Genomic DNA, 18,697 nt, shown 5'->3' with positions numbered 1-18,697 from the left:
AATTGTCCTCGTACAGTTTAATTATATAAACAAGACAATATATAAAGCTTTTCGAGTGTAAGTGCCCACTTGCATCGATAAATACAAAAAAAACAAATAAATAACAAATATTATCAAAAAATAAACAACATAAAAGAGTCTTTAATATTTAAAAAGCTTTAAAGAAATTTAACTTTCAAAATTATGGATTCAAAATCTGGAAAGAATCATTAGCCTAAAAATCCCCTGAATTTTTTAAAGAGGATGCAAGATCATTAATGTTAAAAGAAGTTATTGAATCAAATTAAAGAAATGTAAAAAAAGAATAAAAAAAAGATAGGTAGGGTGAATCTACCTAACTTCTTTTAATGCTGTATGCACCGATGATAGCAGATACTGCTAATAATGCAAGGATTGGGTTACCAGTAGCGTGTTGTACTGGAGTTGTGTGTTGTACAGCTGCTTTAACAGTAGCATTGGTTGCGTTTGTTGTGTTTGTTGCGTTAGGGTTGAATGGGTGTTGTTCGTCATGGTTTGCATCTGGTGGGATGATGTATTTTGATGGAGCTACGTCGGTGTCGTTGGTTACGTTGGTTGTGTTGTTTACATCTGTTGCGTTTACGTCAGTTACTGGGGTTGCGTCGTCTACTTGTGCTACATGTTCAGCAGCGCATACTGATCCTGCTGAAATGAGAACTAAAAATATTGCCATTATTGATAAAATTTTGCTGTTGAGTTTCATTTTTGATTCCTCCGATATTATTAATGTAAGTTTAATTTGAGTTCAAAAAACCGGAAAACAAATTCAATTTTTTTCCGAATTAATTGTCCTCGTACAGTTTAATTATATAAACAAGATAGTATATAAAGTTTTTCGAGTGTAAGTGCCCACTTGCATCGATAAATACAAAAAAACAAATAAATAACAAATATTATCAAAAAATAAATAACATAAAAGAGCTATTAAATATTTAAAAAGTTTTAAAGAAATTTAACTTTCAAAATTATGAATTCAAAAACATGAATTTTAACAAATTAACATGGAATCTCACAGACTTCAAAGATCACTAGCAAAAAATCCCCCATTTTTTTAAGAGAGTACAAGTTTTAATCGCAAGCCATAATCATTATTGTTTCAGAAATTATTAATGTCAAAAAAAAAGTTAAATCGTTTTAAAAAAAAAAATGTAAAAAAAAGAATAAAAAAAAAGATAGGTAGGATGAATCTACCTAACTTCTTTTAATGCTGTATGCACCGATGATAGCAGATACTGCTAATAATGCAAGGATTGGGTTACCAGTAGCGTGTTGTACAGAGATTGTGTGTTGTACAGCTGCTTTAACAGTAGCATTGGTTGCGTTTGTTGTGTTTGTTGCGTTAGGGTTGAATGGGTGTTGTTCATCATGGTTTGCGTCAGGTGGGATGATGTATTTTGATGGAGCTACATCGGTGTCGTTGGTTACATTGGTTGTGTTGTTTACATCTGTTGCGTTTACGTCAGTTACTGGGGTTGCGTCATTTACTTCTGCTACATGTTCAGCAGCGCATACTGATCCTGCTGAAATGAGAACTAAAAATATTGCCATTATTGATAAGATTTTGCTGTTGAGTTTCATTTTTGATTCCTCCGATATTATTAATGTAAGTTTAATTTGAGTCCGAATAACTCGGAAAACAAATTCAATTTTTTTCCGAATTAATTGTCCTCGTACAGTTTAATTATATAAACAAGGCAGTATATAAAGTTTTTCGAGTGTAAGTGCCCACTTGCATCGTAAAAAATTAAAAAACGAATTATTAATAAGTTAAATTGAAAAATAAATATTTTAAAAGATTTATAAAATAAAATATAACTTTTAAAGGATTAGACAACAATCAGATCCAAAGCCCATTTAACAATTACCGACAATCAGCAACCCTCCAATTTTTTTAACAAGATGCAGTTTTAAATTTTTATAAAATGATTAATTTTACGGGAAAATGTCAAAAAAAGCAAAGCTTTAAATGTAATGATAAAATAATATATAATTGTTAGATGCCGGGGTGGCTCAGCTGGTTAGAGCGCACGGCTCATAGGGTAATAAAGCAGTGCTCTGACTTATTCCTGGGATACCGTGAGATCGCGGGTTCGAATCCCGCCCCCGGCATCCATATCCCAGGAATTTTCCATCTAAACTATTTTTTAAAGATATTTTTTTCAAAACATAATTATTTTATACTCGTTTTTAATAATATATCATTTGTTAAGCAATTGAGGTTTGAAAATGTTATATAACACACTTGGAAAAACAGGTCTTGAAGTATCAAGGCTCGGCTTTGGAACAATGAGGCTTCCAACAGTTAATTCCAACTCACAGATTAATGAAAAAGAAGCATCAGAAATGCTTAAATATGGAATTGAAAATGGAATTAATCTTATCGATACTGCATATCCCTACCATAACGATACATTGGAAGGCAGCGGAAACAGTGAAAGGTTCGTTGGAAAATTCTTAAAAGAAAATTCCCTAAGGGATGAAGTTCTGATTTCAACAAAATCCCCCTCATGGGCGATTGAAACCAAACAGGATTTCAACATGTATCTGGACGAGCAATTAGAAAAACTCCAGACAGACTATATCGATATTTACTTATTGCATTCACTTACCGTGCCCGATTGGGAAAAGGTGAAAAATCTTGATGTCCTGGACTTTTTAGATGATTGCCTTTCAAGCGGAAAGGTTAAGCATGTTGGATTTTCATCACATATTGAAGTGGACTACTTAATTGAGATTTTGGACGAATATTCTAAATGGGAAGTTGTTTTAACCCAAATGAATTATCTTGATGAGTATTACCAGTCAGGAGTGATGGGACTTAATTATCTAAAAGAAGTGAATGTCGGTAGCATGATTATGGAACCTCTCCGTGGAGGAAGATTGGTTCAAAACATACCGAAAGAGGTTCAGGAAATATGGGACATGGCTGAAACCAAAAGAACCCCTGTTGAATGGGCTTTGCAATATTTATGGAACCGGGATGATGTTGACTGTGTTTTAAGTGGGATGACAAGCCTGGAACAGGTAAAAGACAATGTCAGAATAGCTTCAACCGAAGACATCATTAGCGACTACGATCAGGAAATAATTAGGGAAGTTGCAAGAACCTATAGAACATTTATGGGAAATAGATGTACCAGATGCGGCTATTGTATGCCTTGTCCTCATGGCGTGGACATCATTAATTGCTTGACAGAATACAATATAGCGCATATGATGGGTGACCCTAAAGCCAGCGCAATGCAATATTTCACTCTGATTGATGATGATTCAAGAGCGGATAGCTGCATAGACTGTAAAGAGTGTCTTCCATTCTGTACTCAAATGTTGAACATACCGGAAGAACTTGTTAAAGTTCATGAATACTTTGGCAGTGAATTTGACCACTTTTAGGTGATGAAATGACAAACAACTTCGATGAAGAAACATATTGGCAAATAGCAACAAGACAAATGAGCATAGTAACAAAAGAAGAGCAGGAAAAATTCAGAAACGGGAAAATTACTGTCATCGGATGTGGCGGAATAGGTGGCCAGACCATCGAAATGCTTGCAAGAATGGGAATCGGCGAGCTGATTCTGGTTGATGAAGATGTGTTTGACTTGACCAACCTCAATAGGCAAAGCCTATCCTCTACAGAAACATTGGGCCTTGAAAAAAGTGAAGTCGCAAAGCAGAAAGTCGAATTGATCAATCCCCATGTTAAGGTAACCAATTATAATGCGCATGTTGATGAATCAAACATTGATGAAATAATCGGAGATTCCAATATCGTTATTGACGCTTTGGACAATATCCTGACAAGGGTTATCGTTTCAAGAAAGGCTAATGAGAAAAGAATCCCATACATTCACGGAGCAGTCCATGGAACTTTAGGCCAGGTTACCGTATTTTTGCCCAACACCAAAAGCTATGAAGAAATGTTCAACTTGCCTTCACTTGGAAAAGAGCTAACTGACGAGGTAATCGGTGAGCTTAAAAATGTGACTTCAGGCAAGCCTCCGGTTATTGGTCCTACTCCAAATATTGTATCATGTCTTGAAGCCATGGAAGCCTTTAAAATATTAACAGGCATTGGAAGAGTGACTGTTGCGCCGAAAATTTTAACATTCGATTTGTTGGATTTCAATTCATTTACAATAGAAGAAATTTAAACAACAAATCATTTATCTATTCTTTTTTTATAATCAATTGAACAAATTAATACTCTTTTTTTAATATATCCTCCAAAAATCAAACAAATATGCTAAAACATAGACATAAATCCAGTAAAATCAAAAGAATAGCTATATCTAACTATTTTTTCAAAATCTTTATATACTACAAAATTAAGATATAATTCTCATAGGAAACGCATTTCCGACTGTGTTTTAAACTCAATTTTATAATTAATGGAGCTTGATTTTAATGGGCGATATTCCTGAAGAAAAAATTAGAAGTATAGAAGAAAGAATGAAAGAGGATAATATCAAATTTATCCGTTTACAATTTGTTGATATAAATGGAACCGTAAAAAATATTGTCATCCCATTTAACGGTGAAGACATGGATGAGCTATTCAACGAAGGAATGTTATTCGATGGTTCATCAATCGCCGGATTTGTTGGAGTAAATGACAGTGACTTATTATTAAAACCGGATATCAACACTTACTCAAGACTTTCCTGGAGACCTGAAGAATCCGCAACCTGCAGATTCATTTGTGACATATGGACACATGAAAACAAACCGTTCATAGGAGACCCAAGAGGAGTGCTTAAAAAATCATTAGCTAAAATTGCTAAGATGGGCTTACAATATAATATTGGTCCAGAACCAGAATTCTTTATTGTAGATATTGATGAAAATGGATATCCTATGCCTTACGATGAAGCAGGATACTTTGATGTGGAACCTCTCGATAAGGGACCTGACTTTAGAAGAGAATTAACCTTAAACCTAGAGGATTTGGACTTTGAAGTAGAAGCTTCCCACCACGAAGTAGCTCCGGGTCAAAATGAAATCGCATTCAAATTTAAAGATGCATTAAAAACTGCAGATGCAGTAATTACATTTAAACAAGCTATCAAAGCAATCGTAGACAATATGGCTACCTTTGACCAATTGGATTATAGGGTAACATTCATGCCAAAACCATTCTTCGGCGTGAACGGTAGTGGAATGCACTGTCACCAGTCCGTATTTAAAGGAGATAAAAACCTATTTTACGACCCTGATTCCGAAACTGGACTTTCAAAAGATGCAATCTACTTCATAGGCGGATTGTTAAAACATGCCCCTGCACTTACAGCAATCACCAATCCTATTGTAAACTCATACAAACGTTTAGTGCCTGGCTATGAAGCACCTGTTTACAAGGCATATGGTCTTAGAAACAGAACCGCATTAATCAGAGTGCCTTCAGCCCGTGGTAAAGCAACCCGTATTGAATACAGATCACCTGACTCTGCATGTAACCCATATTTGGCATTTACCGTAATGCTTGAAGCAGGTATTGACGGTATTGTAAATAAAATTGATCCTGGTGACCCTGTTGAACTCGATATTTTCAAAATGAGTGAAGAAGAAAGAAAAGAACGTGGAATTGAAGTTTTACCTGCAAGTTTATGGGAAGCTTACCATTCCCTTGAAAAAGACCCACTCATATTAAATGCCCTAGGACCTCACGTAAGTGAAAAATTCCTTGAATTGAAATATCAGGAATGGGACGAATACAGAGTTCAAGTATTCGGATACGAACAAAGAAAATATTTAGATATCTAATCTAAATATTAATTTTTTATTTTTAAGTCTGTATTAATAGTGCGGAGATTTTTCATGCCAGAATCCGAACATAGAATGATTGAAATTCTAAGAATATTAAGTGAGCAAGATAAGCCTATAGGATCCAAATTAATAGCTGATGAGCTAAAAAACAAAGGTTTCAATTTAGGTGAGCGTGCAGTCAGATATCACATGCAAATTTTAGATGAAAAGGGTTATACCGAAAGGATGGGATATTCTGGAAGATGCATTACAACTCTTGGTCGCGAAAAATTAGAAAAGGGACTGATATATGACCAGGTCGATTTCATCTATTCAAAATTTGAAGAAATGATTTATTTGACTGACTTCAACTATATGAAACAAAATGGGAATGTAGTTGTCAATACATCAACCATTTATAATGAAGAATCGATTGATATAATTAAAAAGATTATTGAAAGTGGCTTTTCTGTTAGTCCTTATGTTAATTTAAATAGGGTTGGAAACGGAGACGAAATAGAAGTTACAACTTTATGCGGTACAACAATAGATGGAGTGCTGCTCAATGAGGGAATACCATCACAACCGCAATATGGAGGACTTCTGAAAATTGAAGATTCACAGCCGATTAAATTTACAGAATTGATATCATATAAAAAGACATCTATGACTCCCCTAGATGCATTTTCCACCCCAGGATTGACATCAATAATGGATGTTGTGGACACCGGAAGCGGAATAATCCCTGCAAACTTCAGATTGATACCTGGAATCGGAAGAGAAAAGGCAATAAGCATTATTAATAATCTTGACAAAATCGGAATTGGCGGAGTAATAGCCGTTTCTGATGAAGGTAAAGATATCTTAGGAATACCTGTCCCTAAAGGAATGGTTGGAATAGTCATTGTCGGTGGAACAAGCCCATTTTGTGCAGTTCAAGAAAAAGGACAAAAAATCGACATAAAAATAGCTGAAGAAATAAGAGACTTTAAAACATTGGCCCCAATAACTTCAAAGGTAAGGAACTCATTAAAACCTGTAACACATGACATTCAACCGAAAATATCATTTTTACTTTCAAAAACATGGAATCTGATACAGCAAGTTGACTTCAACATAGAAACCAGAAAAGGAGACATCATTTCTAACGTGTCCTATATAGACAAGGATGATTTGGATTCCGCATTAAACATAATGGAAGAAACATATATCTCAAGCCCTAAATACATCAATCCATACTATAAAATTATAAAACACCCAGATGACGATGATAAAATTGGAATTGCAACTATATGCAGCCTGAGTATTGATGGAATTTTAATAGACAATGGAATCATGAGCAATCCGAAATATGGAGGACTGCTTGAACTTACAGAACCTCCCCTATTTATTGAGCTGATTTCATACAACGGTTCAACAGAAGATCCTCACAACATATTCCTATCAAAAAACATGACATCAATAAGCAAAACAGGCAAGCCGCAAAAAATATTAGCTAGTTTTAAAGAAATTCCATACATATCCCGCGATTACAGCGTTCATCTTTTAGATATATTGAAGAATATTGGATTTTCAATTTATAAAATAGGAAAGCCAAGGGAATTGACCTACAATGCAAAAGCAGACAACTATAATTTTGGCGTTGTTACAGGAAGTGGTTTGAATTCAATTGGTGCTCTAAAAGAAAAAGGAATGGACGTGGAAATAAAGGCTATTGAAAAATTATTGCCTTTTGAAAAAATGGATAGACTGTAATTAAATTACAGTAACATCCACGCTTTCACCATTTTTCGGATAGTGGACAAATTCTATAATGTCCTCTTCAAACTCGTAGATATCGATTTCGACGGTTGAGCCAATTTGGCTTTCATCAAGGGAAACAAGCATCTTGAAACCTGGTTCTCCGAAATATTCTGAAAAATCAACGTTAAGAACTTCACCTTCAGCAAAAATCCTGTTGTATGAGATTTCGATTTTATCATGAATTTTTACATTTTCCTTTAAGTAACTTACTGCATCTTTGGTTGTTAATTCTAATTCTTTCATGATAATCAACTCCGATACATAATAATTAACTTCATCATATATAATTGTTTGTATTTTTACGAACAAATTTAATGATTTGTGGAAAATCCTAAAAAAAATAAATATGAAAAAAAGAGAGAAATTACAAAATTTCTATAATAATTTCTTTATCATCAGTAATATGGCGCATTTCAATTAAATCATCTGCAATTTCTTTGAAATCAACTTCAATAGCTTGATTTAAAATTTCACCATTCAACTGAAGACCAACCCTATAACCTTCTCCGGTCTGTTCATCTTCTTCAGTAAAACCTAGAACTTCACCTGGAGCAAAAATACGATTATAGGAAATTTCTAAAGTATCTCCAACTTCAACAACGTCCTTGACATAATCCAATGCTTCGTCAAATGTCATCTGAACTTCTTCTATCATATTACCACATCAAAATATTAAAAAAAAGAAAAGAGAGAGGAATTATAAATTCCTGTATTCTCTGATTGAAGTATATTCGTCGTCTAATTCGCCATATTCAGCTAATTTTTCTTTGTTAGCTTCAGCACCTAAGTAAAGGTTACCTTTACCGTTAAGACCAATATCTCCAGTATATTTAATATATTTACCTTCGAAAGTGATACCGTCTACTTCAGGATCTACAACAATACCGTCGAGAACGAATCCTTCGAGTAATCTTCCAAGGAATCCGTGGATAATGATGTTACCGTTTTTCATTTGTCCACCAGGCCAACGGTTTACGTCACCGTCGATTTCAATGATACCTTTAGTCATGTGAATACCAGCTAAGATATCACAGTTACCTTTAACGTGGATTTTACCACCGGTTAAACATTCACCACATTGTTTACCTGCGTTACCGCCGACAACAATTTCTCCACCGGTCATACCTCTCCATTCACCAATGTAAGAAGCACCAGTGAATTCTTTGGTATTTCCTTCAATTTCAAGGTATCCACCGGACATTTCTCTTCCAGCGTGAGCAGCTGCATCACCTTTAACAAGGATAGAACCGCCAGACATTTCTGCACCAACGTGTAAATCTACACTGCTGTTACATAAAATTTTACCGCCGCTCATTTTACAACCGATGTATTTAACTCTGTTTAAATCACCGTTGAGAATCATTTCAACGTCATCAGGTCCATTAGCTTCTCCTACTACAGTAATGTCGAAGAAATCTGTAATTGGGAATCTGGAGTTTCCGATAGGAACTTGATATTTTGCAAAATCTGCTTCAGTCCATGAATAAATTTCATCAGGAATTAATTCATCAAATTCTAAAGCGATTGAAGAAGTTTTTATTTGATCAAAAGTTATAGTTTTCAAATTAAACACCCCTATTTACCATCAACATCTATTCTAATTGGGTTAGATACGTAGTGGTCGTGTACTGGGTAATTTTCCCATTTAACTGAGTAGTATTGAGTAAAGAACGGCATGATGTTGTTGATAACTTTTTGTTCGTTTTGTTCCCATCCTTTTACGTTAACCCAAATGTTTTGACTTTCTTTAACTTTTACGATTTCTTTATCTTTCACTAAGATTTGACCATCTTTAATAGTGTATTCAGCAACATTGAAACCTTTTTCGATTTCAGCAGCTTGTCTGGATGGATCAATTTCATTAGGATTTATGTCATATACTGCAATGTCTGCTCTGTAACCAGGGGTGAGTGCACCTCTGTCAGTGAATCCGTAGATTCTAGCAGGAGCAGCTCTGGAAATAGTTGCAATTTCGTAGAAATCGTATTCTCTGTCGAGAGTTGGGAGAGTAGTTCTTCTTTGTGCCCATTTGTGGACTTCTCCGTTTTCCATCATTTCCATCCTTCTTTGGTTACTCATCAACCAGGAGATGATTCTAGGATATCTAGTGTATGGTCCTGCGTTAGGGTGGTCAGTAGTTAAACATACTTGCCATGGGTTTTCAATGCCTAAGAACAATTCAAGACCGATAGCCCATTGTAATGTGTTAACTGGGTTTTTACCTGAGTAAATACATGGAATGATACCTGCTGCGGTTTCACATTCAATATCTTTGTTGGTCCATTTGAGACCGGATAATTTGAATAAGTCGTATTCCATTGGAGCATCTGCAGTCATGGTTGTGGTTTCATCTAAGGTTACTTGACCTACGTCACAGGTTACATGTTTGTTTTTGTTAATGTAATCAGCGAGTTCTGGTGCTGCAGATCCTGCGTCTTTCCAGCTGTTACCAGTGTATGCGTGGAATTGTAAGTGACAAACGTGCATAACTTGGTCTCTTATTTCAGCTGCTTTGGAACCTTTTTTAACATCTTTAACAGCATCCATGGTTTCGAGAGTGGTAGTGTAGTTACCAGGGTGTCCTAAATCGTTAGGGTGAATGTGAATAGAGTGAGGTAAGTTCAACATTTCGTTAGCTTTTGCTAAAGCGATAACGACTTCTTTGGAAGTTACGTCAAAGTATGGTGCTTTATCATTTACACCGTGTACGTTCATACCCCATCCCCATGCTTCACTTCCACATGGGTTTACGATTTTAATTCCGTAACCTTTTGAGATTTTTAACCATGCAGATACAAATGCTGCAATGTCTTCAATATTGTTATCTTTTGCGTATTCCATTACAAACCAGTTGTTACCGAATAACGGCATAGCTGGAATATCAATCATTGGAATAGTTGCAATTTCTTCGTGAGTGTGTTTTGCTTCAAGAGGAGGCATAGCTGCTTCTACAACAGTACCGTAACCTAATCTTGAGTATCTGTAACCAGTTGCAGGACAACTTGGGATGGAGAAACCAGATTCAGACCTTAATACTTTGGTCTTTTGAGTAACACCTCTTCTGGAATCTTCAGGTCTGTATAATCTTCCTACTACTAATTTAGGACCTGCAACGTGTGCGTGAGGGTCAATACCTGCTGGCATGACTATTTTATCGGTAACGTCTAATACTTCAGCATCTGCAGAAACATCATCTACAATAATACCGTCTTTGAACATTACGTCCATCTTTTCCCCATTGACTTCATTAGCTGGGTCGTAGACAATACCATTTTTAAGAATATATTCCATTATATCACCTTTAGAGTGCGTTTGGATTTGGCACATATTTTGGAGCTACGTTTGGCTCTTCTCTGAGTTTCATTACTCTTTCTTTCAATTCACGGACAATCCATTCGTCGTCACGACAGGTTTCTGGTTTGTCGATAGCTTTCTTCATGTAGATAGGAACTCCATCCATACGATAACTGGTACCGGCACATTCTACACCGATGAATGAACCTGGCAATACTACGTCAGCAAGTTCGGTAGATGGACCCCAGTGGATATCGATTTGAATAACAGGAATGTTAGCTAAGTGTTGGTTTGCTCCGTTAGGGAAGTGAGCACCAGGGTCAGCTGCAATAACCATGAAACAGTCTGGTTCTTTCCTTACTAATAAATCGATAGTGTTGGTTTCACCCATCATATATCTTGGGTAACCTCTTGCATAGTCAACACCAAATGCAAATCCACATTCGAATGCCATGAAAATGTTGAAACCGTTTACGTTGAAGTGACCTCTCATTGGAGTAAGACCCCATTTACTGTATTTGTTTAAGTCTTGTACCATTTTAATTGCAATATCAATGTTTCTTTGTTTTGATAATGTGTGGGTTAAACCTAAACCGAAGAAGAGAACACCGAATTCAGCGTTTTTCATTTCTTCTGCTAATTCGTAAATGTCTTCTTTAGGAATTCCAGAAATTACGTCTTGGTATAATTCTTTTCCTCTTAATACAGCTCTAATAGCGTTGTAGAAACCGTAGTCACCGTTTTGTTCGAATCCAATCCATTTGTCAGAACATCTTGCAGTGTCTGAGAATTTTGGATCCATGGTAATAACGGTTCTGTCGAATCTTCCTCTTTGTCTGAAGTATCCACGGCAGAATACAGCGTATCTTGCCATGTGTCTTGGGTGAGAGTTCATAGCGTTACTTCCAGAGTATGCAATAACGTCAGCTCTGTTTTGAACTTCTCCTAAGGTTTGAATAGGGTAACCTGCGTTTTGTACAGCTTGGAGAGAAGGACCGTGACAGATAGTAGCTTGGTTGTCTAATACTGCACCGATGTATTCACCTAATGCTACTCCTTCTTTCATACATTCAGTAGAAGTTTCTGACCAACCGTAGAATACTGGTCTGATGGAATTAGCAATGTATTCAGCAGCTTTGTCTAAAGCGGTATCCCAGTCAACTTCTTTGAGTTCTCCGTTTTCATCCCTAATCATTGGAACAATTAATCTTTGATCCATATCTTCCATAATTTTACTTGCACCTAATCTGCATGCGTGTCTTACAGCAACTACATGACCGTTTTTGACTAAGTAGTCTAAGTCGTCACAGTTACAACCACAGAATGCACAGGTACAGTTTTCAACAATGTAATCATAATCAGTTACAGGTGGTTCATAAGTCATGGTCAATCAACTCCTCCCATTTACGTCCGTGATAAACAGGCAATTCACCTAAAGATTCCATGTTTTCAACAACATCGTCATCTTCTTCATCAACGTATTTTTTGTATACCCATCTCATTAAGTCAGCCATGAGTAATACTTTTCTATCAGTTTTTTCAACAGTACATCTAATACCTTTGTAAGTAGGGTCAGAGCAGCAGTAGGTATCGTGGCTTACGATAGTGTTAGCCCATGGACCTTTACAAATGAATACTGTTCCTTCGTGAGGTGCGTCTCTTGATACAGCACAGTTTACTACTACTTCACCGAAATCGGTTTTAACAAGTACGGTATCCCAGTTGTTTACACCTAATTTTGCCATGTCTCTAGGATCCATGTAACAAGTACCTGAAGCGTTTTTGTATTCTTCTTTTAAGGTGGATCCTCTTTTTTTACAAGCACCTTGATAGATGTCAGATCCGGTGTTTAACATACATTTGAGAACATCGGTTGTTCCTTCACCAGTGATTTTTACATCAGGTACTACAGGTTTTTCTAAATAAGTATTAGCATAATGCATATTGTAATCCCCCTATTCTAACCATATAGCATTTACTGGGCAGAACATTTGGCATGTTCCACATTTTTCACATTTTTCCGGACTGAAAAGTTTGATAAATCCGTTTTCTACCATCATAATAACTTCTTCAGTCTTTGCACCATTACCACCAGCATTTTCAGGACTGATAGCTGCATTAACAGGACATGCGATTACACAAATCCCGCATCCTAAACAATTATCTTGATTAACTTTAAGTTCCATCCAATCACCTAGTCTTTAATAGCGTCTAAAGCTTCTTTCCAAGTAGCGGAGTTAATAGGAGTGTGGTCAACTTCAGTTCTTGTTACGGTAATAGCTCCGTTAGGACATGCTTTTGCACATGCTTTACATTTTACACAGTAATCGCTGTTTGCAATAACGTGTTCCATTCTTGAACCAGGACCAGAAGATACAGGGAATGCTAAAGCGTTACATCCACAAATATCTACACAAGCTCCACAAGCTTGACATTTTTCGTCATCGATTTCAATAGAACCTTCAAATGGTTTTTTGTGTTTAGCTGCATCGGTTGGACAAACTCCTTCACACCATCCACAGAATACGCAGAGACTTGAGTCAATTACAGAGTTTCCAGTTACGACAGCTTTAGCAGGATCTAAATCATATTCACCATAACTGCATGCTCTACAAAGTGCTTTAATAGCGTTAGTAGGACAGGATTTTTTACATACTAAACAGTATACACATTTATCTTTGTCAATGACAATAGATTCTTCTCCGGTTTCTTTGTCCACGACGATTGCTTCTGCAGGACATAATTCTTCACAAATGCCACAGTAAATACATTCATTATCATCTACTTCGATTTCACCAGTCACTAAATCAGCACGGTCTGGTAAAATTCTTTCAATGACAATTGCATCACGAGGACATGCGATTTCACATCTTTTACAGTAAATACATTCATCATCATCAATTTCTGAGAAAGCGTTATAATGAGGATATGCTTCAATTTCTTTGATTGGTACGCCGTCAATAGTTAATACTAACGCATCAACAGGACATAAACCACTGCACATACCACATAATACACATTTACTTTCGTCAATGCTTACTCTTTGAACATCAAATTCGTCTTTGAAGTTTTGAGCAATCTTTTCATGACCACTGAAGTAGATGTCGTTTGAGATTCTGTGACGTGCGTCTACAGCAATTGCGTTTAAGGTAATTGCTTCGACAGGACAAGTTGATTCACAAATCCCACAACCTAAACAAGTAGGGTCATTGAAAGACAATTTTCTAACTTCTTCAGCATCTCTTGTGATGTCAAAGTTGTTGTCTTGAACCTCTTTTAAATTTCTAATCATATTCAATCTCCAAAATTTTTATAGAACTTGTTGGGCAGTCTTCACTACATAGCTCACAACCACAACATTGTATGGAGTCTGCATGGGCTTTCAATGATTCTAATTCAATAGCTTTCATTGTACATGCATTTACACATAAGCCGCAACCAATACAAGAATCTTCTATAATTACTTCGAAATCTCTTTCTCTGCAAATATTCACAATTTTTCGACTCTGTTCTGGTTCGTCAAATATCGCCTCGGTCATTCTTAAGAAATCTCTGGGAGATAAGTCAATGATAGTCCTTGCAACATCAATTGAATTCCATGAAAGGTTTCTGCCATTCAAATAATGTGATATTGTGGATCTATCAACGCCCAACTCGTCAGCAATTGCTTGATGACTTTTCCCAGCATCCTTCAACTTGACCGCAGCCAAATATTTAAGACCAGATGCAATATGTTTCGGCATTTTAACCACCAATGTGTAATGATATCACATATGTTTACTTATATAAATATAGTTGCCTACTAGAATTAAATAGAAAGATTTATATACTACTGTGGGAATACTACACAAAAAATTTTTTAAAAATCAATTAAAATTATTTAATTTTAAAAATAATGTTAAATATTAATTGAATCAAATAAAATAACCTTAAATAAAAATATTTTATTCAATAAATCATTTTTATATCTTAAATCATTGAAAAAATGAAAATTTTACTTAAAATTTTTAATACGAATTTAGTCAAAAAGTATTACAAAATCTCAAAAAATTTGTTTTATTTTTTTGGTTAACCTAAAATGTGTAGTAACTACACATAAATTTGAGAAAAATTTCCGAAAAAATGAAAAAAAGTGGTTATATGGTGACAGTTATTATTGGTGAACTTGAAATACTATTTTCCAACAAGAAGTGAATCCAAAATTTCACTCCAGGCTCTGGAATTAATATTGTTTAATTTCATAGCTGTTCTTGAAACAACTCTGATATTTTGTGGACATGCAGTTACACAAGCCCCGCATAAATTACAGAAGTCCAAATTAGTAAATGCTTTTCCGTCAACGATTTCAACGGCATTACATGGACATACATCCTGACATGCATGGCAAGATTCGCCTTTACAGATTTTTTCCTCTTCTTCAATTTCATTTAGTTCTAATGTACCTTCAAATGGTTTGGTAATTGTAATCGCATCTTTAGGACAAATTTCAGAACACCATGAACAGCTTACGCATGAATTTTCAATGATGAATGTTTCACCAGTGACTTCCGGAACTTCAATATCATCTGCATACATACATGTTGAACAGACTTCTCTGATTGCATTTTCAGGACATACCCTTTTACAGATTCCGCAGAAAATACATTTGGATAAATCCACTTCAATTGAATTATTTAAAACATCATTGCTTGCTGTAGGAACATTTTTAACAGTTATAGCTCCTGCAGGACATAAATCAGCACAGAATGAACAGAAGATACATTTTTCATCATCAATGCTTATTTCTCCTCTTACTAATGCAGAACGTTCAGGAAGTTCTCTTTTGAAAATAATTGAATCTTGAGGACAAACCTCATAGCATCTGCCACAGTAAATACAATCTTCATCATCAACAGTTGATTCAACATCCCATTCAGGATAAATATCCAATTCTTTAATGTTTACATCATCAATTGATAAATCTAAGGCATTGAATGGACATGCTACAGAACATAAACCGCAAAATGCACATGAATTTTCATTAACGGATACCAAATCCATTTCTATTAATCCTCGTGCAATAGGTACGGTAGGTCCCAATCTCAATGAATCGGTTGGACAGACTTCGGTACAGATCCCACAACCAACACAATTTTGATCTTTGTAGGACAATACCCTGTGTTCACTACCATCTCTTTCTATATTAAACATAATACTCCTCTCTTACGCTTTTGAAATTGCTTGATTTGGACAATTCTGAATGCATAAATCGCAATCATCACATTTTTCAGGGACAATAGTCACATCACCATTTTCCTCAATAAGTGCTCCTTGTTCGCAAATTTTTACGCATAATCCTTGTACTGGACAATTTTCAATGTGTCCACAAGCTTCTGAATCAATTTTTACTGCCATATTTACTACCTCTCAAAATATTTATAGCTAAGCCAATTAAGATTTTTATCGAATTGTACATATAAACATATCGATTATTTTTTCCTAATTTCGAAAAATTGGCGATTTTTAAGATTTAGGATAACCTAATTTAAGTTTTCCACAATCTATATTAAAAATAAGTAGGTTTAAAGATTTTTTTAAAAAAATTAAATTTATACATATTTATTTGACATGATTCATACCCTATGAAAATTATATTTTAATAACTGGCAGCAAGGCTTCAAGTTAAAATAAAATCCATAAAATACGCATAGTATTGAAAGAAATGAAGAAATTTAAACAGATAAAAAAACGTTATTTTATGTGTAGTAACTACACATAAATGTAAAGAATATAAGACATTTCCAAAATGAGTGTAGTGACAACACCATACATCAAAAAAATATAATTAATACAAAAACCTATATTAAAGTATAAGGGGATTTGAAATGAAAATAGTTTCTATAGTCGGGAGAAAAAATACTGGAAAAACTTCACTGACAGTAAAAATCATTGAAGAGTTAACAAAAAGAGGTTATAACGTAGCCTCCATCAAGCATTCGCACCACTCAATTGAGATGGATAAAGAAAATACTGATACCTGGAAACATAAGCAGGCCGGTGCGAACTTGGTAGTGGGTGTCGGATCAACCACATTCTTCAATGTCCGACAGGAAATGGATCTGAACAGGATACTATTTTTGATAAAGCACATGGATGAATTTGACTTTGTAATTGTCGAAGGCTACAAAAAATACAACTATCCGAAAATCATTACCTCCCCTAATGTAAGAGATGAATACACAATAAAAGAAGTTGATTCATTTACAATTGATGAGCAAGGCGTTAGCGAACTGGCAGACCTCATCGAAGAGAGAGGCCACGACATTGTAGACACCTTATTTGCAAAGAACTGCGGATTCAATAATGGTGAGGCAATAGCCAAGGAAATTCGTCAAGGAAATCTAAGTGTGGGTGATCTGGATAATGTGCATAGCTATCTGTCAATAGACGGCAAGGTAGTCGGAATGAACAGGTTTGTAAGCGATTATCTAAAACAGAGCGTAATTGGAGTAATCAGCACACTAAACCTCGAAGACTATGGTGTTGAAGATATCGGAAAAATAGAGCTGGTAATTCCTAACGATGAAACAGCGAAAAATCCAAGTGATGCAGAATGCAGCATTCTAATCAATGATGAGGACCTTGAAATCAACGAATTTACAAAAACCATTGTTGCAAATTCAATTAAAGGAATGGTTAACTCAATCAAGACCGAAGATGATGTTAAAACCATAGCCATTGAAATAACAGACATTGAAGATGAATTGACTAATGCAAATATCATGCTTAAAACCAATAATCATGACGTTAAACTGAATGAGTTTACCCAAGGAATCCTGAAAGAGACAATTTATGCAATTGTCAATTCCCTGAAAATCGACTCAGAGATTAAAAAAATTACAATCAAAGTGGAAGAATGATACTATGATGGAAAATGTTGTTAAGGATAAATACGAAAGACCGATTCTTTCACTGAGAATCACACTGACAAACAGATGTAATGTTAATTGTCTATACTGCCATCACGACGGAATGGTCAAATCCAAAGATGAAATGACCGCTGATGAGGTGTATACAATCTGTAAAGTGGCCAAAAAGATTGGTGTTAGAAAAATCAGGCTTTCAGGTGGAGAACCATTGCTTAAAAAGGATATTGTCGAAACCGTGAGAAAAATCAGCAGCCTCGACTTTAAGGATATTTCCATGACCACCAACGGAACACTTTTGGAAAAATACGCGCAGGATTTAAAGGATGCTGGTCTTGACCGTGTAAATGTAAGCCTTGATACCCTCAACCGCGAAACATTCGAATTCATCACAAAAAAGGACTATCTTGAAGATGCCAAAAGAGGAATTTTGAAGGCCGTTGAAGTTGGACTGTACCCTGTTAAAATCAATATGGTCATCATGAAGGACATCAATCAGGATGAAATCGATGAGATGTTCAAATTCTGCAAAAAGCACGACATTGTCCTTCAGCTCATCGAACTTATTGAAAGCGAAAACTGTGACGACGACAAATTCAGCGCAGACTATCATTATAAGCTAGATGACATTGAAAAAGAGTTGGCTGATATAGCTGATGACGTGCGTGAACGTGAATTTATGCAAGGACGTAAAAAATATTACATAGACGGTGGAGAAATCGAGGTAGTTAAGCCAGTTGATAACTCTACCTTTTGCGCAAATTGCTCCAGATTAAGGATAACTCCTGATGGTAAAATCAAACCATGCCTTCTAAGAAACGACAATCTGGTTGAATTGATTTCACATGTCAGAAACGGTGCAAGCGAAGATGAACTGGAAGAGATTTTCATAACCGGCATCAACAACCGCGAACCGTTCAACAAATAATTTA

At 35.6% G+C, this 18,697-nt stretch carries 19 protein-coding genes and 1 tRNA gene; 7 read left to right on the top strand and 13 right to left on the bottom strand.

Features of this window, described 5'->3' with window-relative positions:
- Nucleotides 1-334: 334 nt before the first annotated feature.
- Together TL18_RS01030 and TL18_RS01025 are read right to left on the bottom strand one after the other, a co-directional pair.
- Nucleotides 335-721: a hypothetical protein gene (locus TL18_RS01030; protein WP_067040081.1), complete on the bottom strand. Its 387-nt coding sequence runs from the start codon at nucleotides 719-721 to the stop codon at nucleotides 335-337.
- Nucleotides 722-1,209: 488 nt separating this feature from the next.
- Complete coding sequence (locus tag TL18_RS01025) at nucleotides 1,210-1,596, bottom strand: hypothetical protein (protein ID WP_067040078.1); 387 nt, start codon at nucleotides 1,594-1,596, stop codon at nucleotides 1,210-1,212.
- Nucleotides 1,597-2,017: 421 nt separating this feature from the next.
- Between TL18_RS01025 and TL18_RS01020 the strand changes: the two genes are divergently transcribed.
- From TL18_RS01020 to TL18_RS01000, 5 genes are all read left to right on the top strand, one after another.
- Nucleotides 2,018-2,127: transfer RNA gene (locus TL18_RS01020), tRNA-Met, on the top strand.
- A gap of 117 nt (nucleotides 2,128-2,244) precedes the next feature.
- Nucleotides 2,245-3,411, top strand: a complete 1,167-nt coding sequence (locus TL18_RS01015) for an aldo/keto reductase (protein ID WP_067040074.1) — start codon at nucleotides 2,245-2,247, stop codon at nucleotides 3,409-3,411.
- 8 nt (nucleotides 3,412-3,419) lie between these two features.
- Entirely contained in the window at nucleotides 3,420-4,172 is a 753-nt protein-coding gene (locus TL18_RS01010; protein ID WP_067040071.1) for a HesA/MoeB/ThiF family protein, read from the top strand.
- Between the two features lie 253 nt (nucleotides 4,173-4,425).
- A complete protein-coding gene (gene glnA / locus TL18_RS01005) occupies nucleotides 4,426-5,781 on the top strand; it encodes a type I glutamate--ammonia ligase (RefSeq protein ID WP_067040068.1) in 1,356 nt (451 codons plus the stop codon).
- Between the two features lie 54 nt (nucleotides 5,782-5,835).
- Nucleotides 5,836-7,518 (top strand): DUF128 domain-containing protein, encoded by a 1,683-nt coding sequence (locus tag TL18_RS01000; protein WP_067040065.1) that lies wholly within the window; start codon nucleotides 5,836-5,838, stop codon nucleotides 7,516-7,518.
- On the opposite strand, the gene TL18_RS00995 is transcribed toward TL18_RS01000, so the two are convergent.
- The 11 genes from TL18_RS00995 to TL18_RS00945 all read right to left on the bottom strand — a co-directional run bounded on the left by TL18_RS00995 (nucleotide 7,519) and on the right by TL18_RS00945 (nucleotide 16,254).
- Nucleotides 7,519-7,809, bottom strand: coding sequence for a DUF2097 domain-containing protein (locus tag TL18_RS00995; RefSeq protein ID WP_067040061.1), 291 nt, complete (start codon nucleotides 7,807-7,809; stop codon nucleotides 7,519-7,521).
- A 121-nt stretch (nucleotides 7,810-7,930) separates the two neighbouring features.
- Entirely contained in the window at nucleotides 7,931-8,221 is a 291-nt protein-coding gene (locus TL18_RS00990) for a DUF2097 domain-containing protein (RefSeq protein WP_067040059.1), read from the bottom strand.
- A gap of 42 nt (nucleotides 8,222-8,263) precedes the next feature.
- Nucleotides 8,264-9,139, bottom strand: a complete 876-nt coding sequence (locus TL18_RS00985) for a formylmethanofuran dehydrogenase subunit C (protein WP_067040056.1) — start codon at nucleotides 9,137-9,139, stop codon at nucleotides 8,264-8,266.
- A 2-nt stretch (nucleotides 9,140-9,141) separates the two neighbouring features.
- Complete coding sequence (locus tag TL18_RS00980) at nucleotides 9,142-10,860, bottom strand: formylmethanofuran dehydrogenase subunit A (RefSeq protein WP_082706470.1); 1,719 nt, start codon at nucleotides 10,858-10,860, stop codon at nucleotides 9,142-9,144.
- 7 nt (nucleotides 10,861-10,867) lie between these two features.
- A complete protein-coding gene (locus TL18_RS00975; RefSeq protein WP_067040050.1) occupies nucleotides 10,868-12,244 on the bottom strand; it encodes a formylmethanofuran dehydrogenase subunit B in 1,377 nt (458 codons plus the stop codon).
- Nucleotides 12,234-12,803, bottom strand: a complete 570-nt coding sequence (locus TL18_RS00970; RefSeq protein ID WP_067040048.1) for a molybdopterin dinucleotide binding domain-containing protein — start codon at nucleotides 12,801-12,803, stop codon at nucleotides 12,234-12,236. The genes TL18_RS00975 and TL18_RS00970 overlap by 11 nt, the downstream gene beginning before the upstream one ends.
- Before the next feature lie 12 nt (nucleotides 12,804-12,815).
- On the bottom strand, nucleotides 12,816-13,046 hold the full coding sequence (locus tag TL18_RS00965; RefSeq protein WP_067040044.1) for a 4Fe-4S binding protein: 231 nt from the start codon (nucleotides 13,044-13,046) through the stop codon (nucleotides 12,816-12,818).
- An 8-nt stretch (nucleotides 13,047-13,054) separates the two neighbouring features.
- Nucleotides 13,055-14,152 (bottom strand): tungsten-dependent formylmethanofuran dehydrogenase subunit FwdF, encoded by a 1,098-nt coding sequence (gene fwdF / locus TL18_RS00960; RefSeq protein ID WP_067040040.1) that lies wholly within the window; start codon nucleotides 14,150-14,152, stop codon nucleotides 13,055-13,057.
- Entirely contained in the window at nucleotides 14,145-14,615 is a 471-nt protein-coding gene (locus TL18_RS00955; protein WP_082706310.1) for a 4Fe-4S dicluster-binding protein, read from the bottom strand. The genes fwdF (TL18_RS00960) and TL18_RS00955 overlap by 8 nt, the downstream gene beginning before the upstream one ends.
- Nucleotides 14,616-15,033: 418 nt before the next feature.
- Nucleotides 15,034-16,050, bottom strand: coding sequence for a tungsten-dependent formylmethanofuran dehydrogenase subunit FwdF (gene fwdF, locus TL18_RS00950; RefSeq protein ID WP_067040036.1), 1,017 nt, complete (start codon nucleotides 16,048-16,050; stop codon nucleotides 15,034-15,036).
- A gap of 12 nt (nucleotides 16,051-16,062) precedes the next feature.
- A complete protein-coding gene (locus TL18_RS00945) occupies nucleotides 16,063-16,254 on the bottom strand; it encodes a 4Fe-4S binding protein (protein ID WP_067040033.1) in 192 nt (63 codons plus the stop codon).
- 470 nt (nucleotides 16,255-16,724) lie between these two features.
- Here TL18_RS00945 and mobB point away from each other — a divergent pair, with 470 nt between their 5' ends.
- Both mobB and moaA read left to right on the top strand, forming a co-directional pair.
- Nucleotides 16,725-17,759, top strand: coding sequence for a molybdopterin-guanine dinucleotide biosynthesis protein B (gene mobB / locus TL18_RS00940; protein ID WP_067040030.1), 1,035 nt, complete (start codon nucleotides 16,725-16,727; stop codon nucleotides 17,757-17,759).
- A 7-nt stretch (nucleotides 17,760-17,766) separates the two neighbouring features.
- On the top strand, nucleotides 17,767-18,693 hold the full coding sequence (gene moaA, locus TL18_RS00935) for a GTP 3',8-cyclase MoaA (RefSeq protein WP_156064696.1): 927 nt from the start codon (nucleotides 17,767-17,769) through the stop codon (nucleotides 18,691-18,693).
- Nucleotides 18,694-18,697: the final 4 nt, after the last annotated feature.

It is taken from the genome of Methanobrevibacter sp. YE315, assembly GCF_001548675.1.
Lineage (GTDB): Archaea > Methanobacteriota > Methanobacteria > Methanobacteriales > Methanobacteriaceae > Methanocatella.
This window is presented reverse-complemented; position numbering and strand designations above follow the sequence as displayed.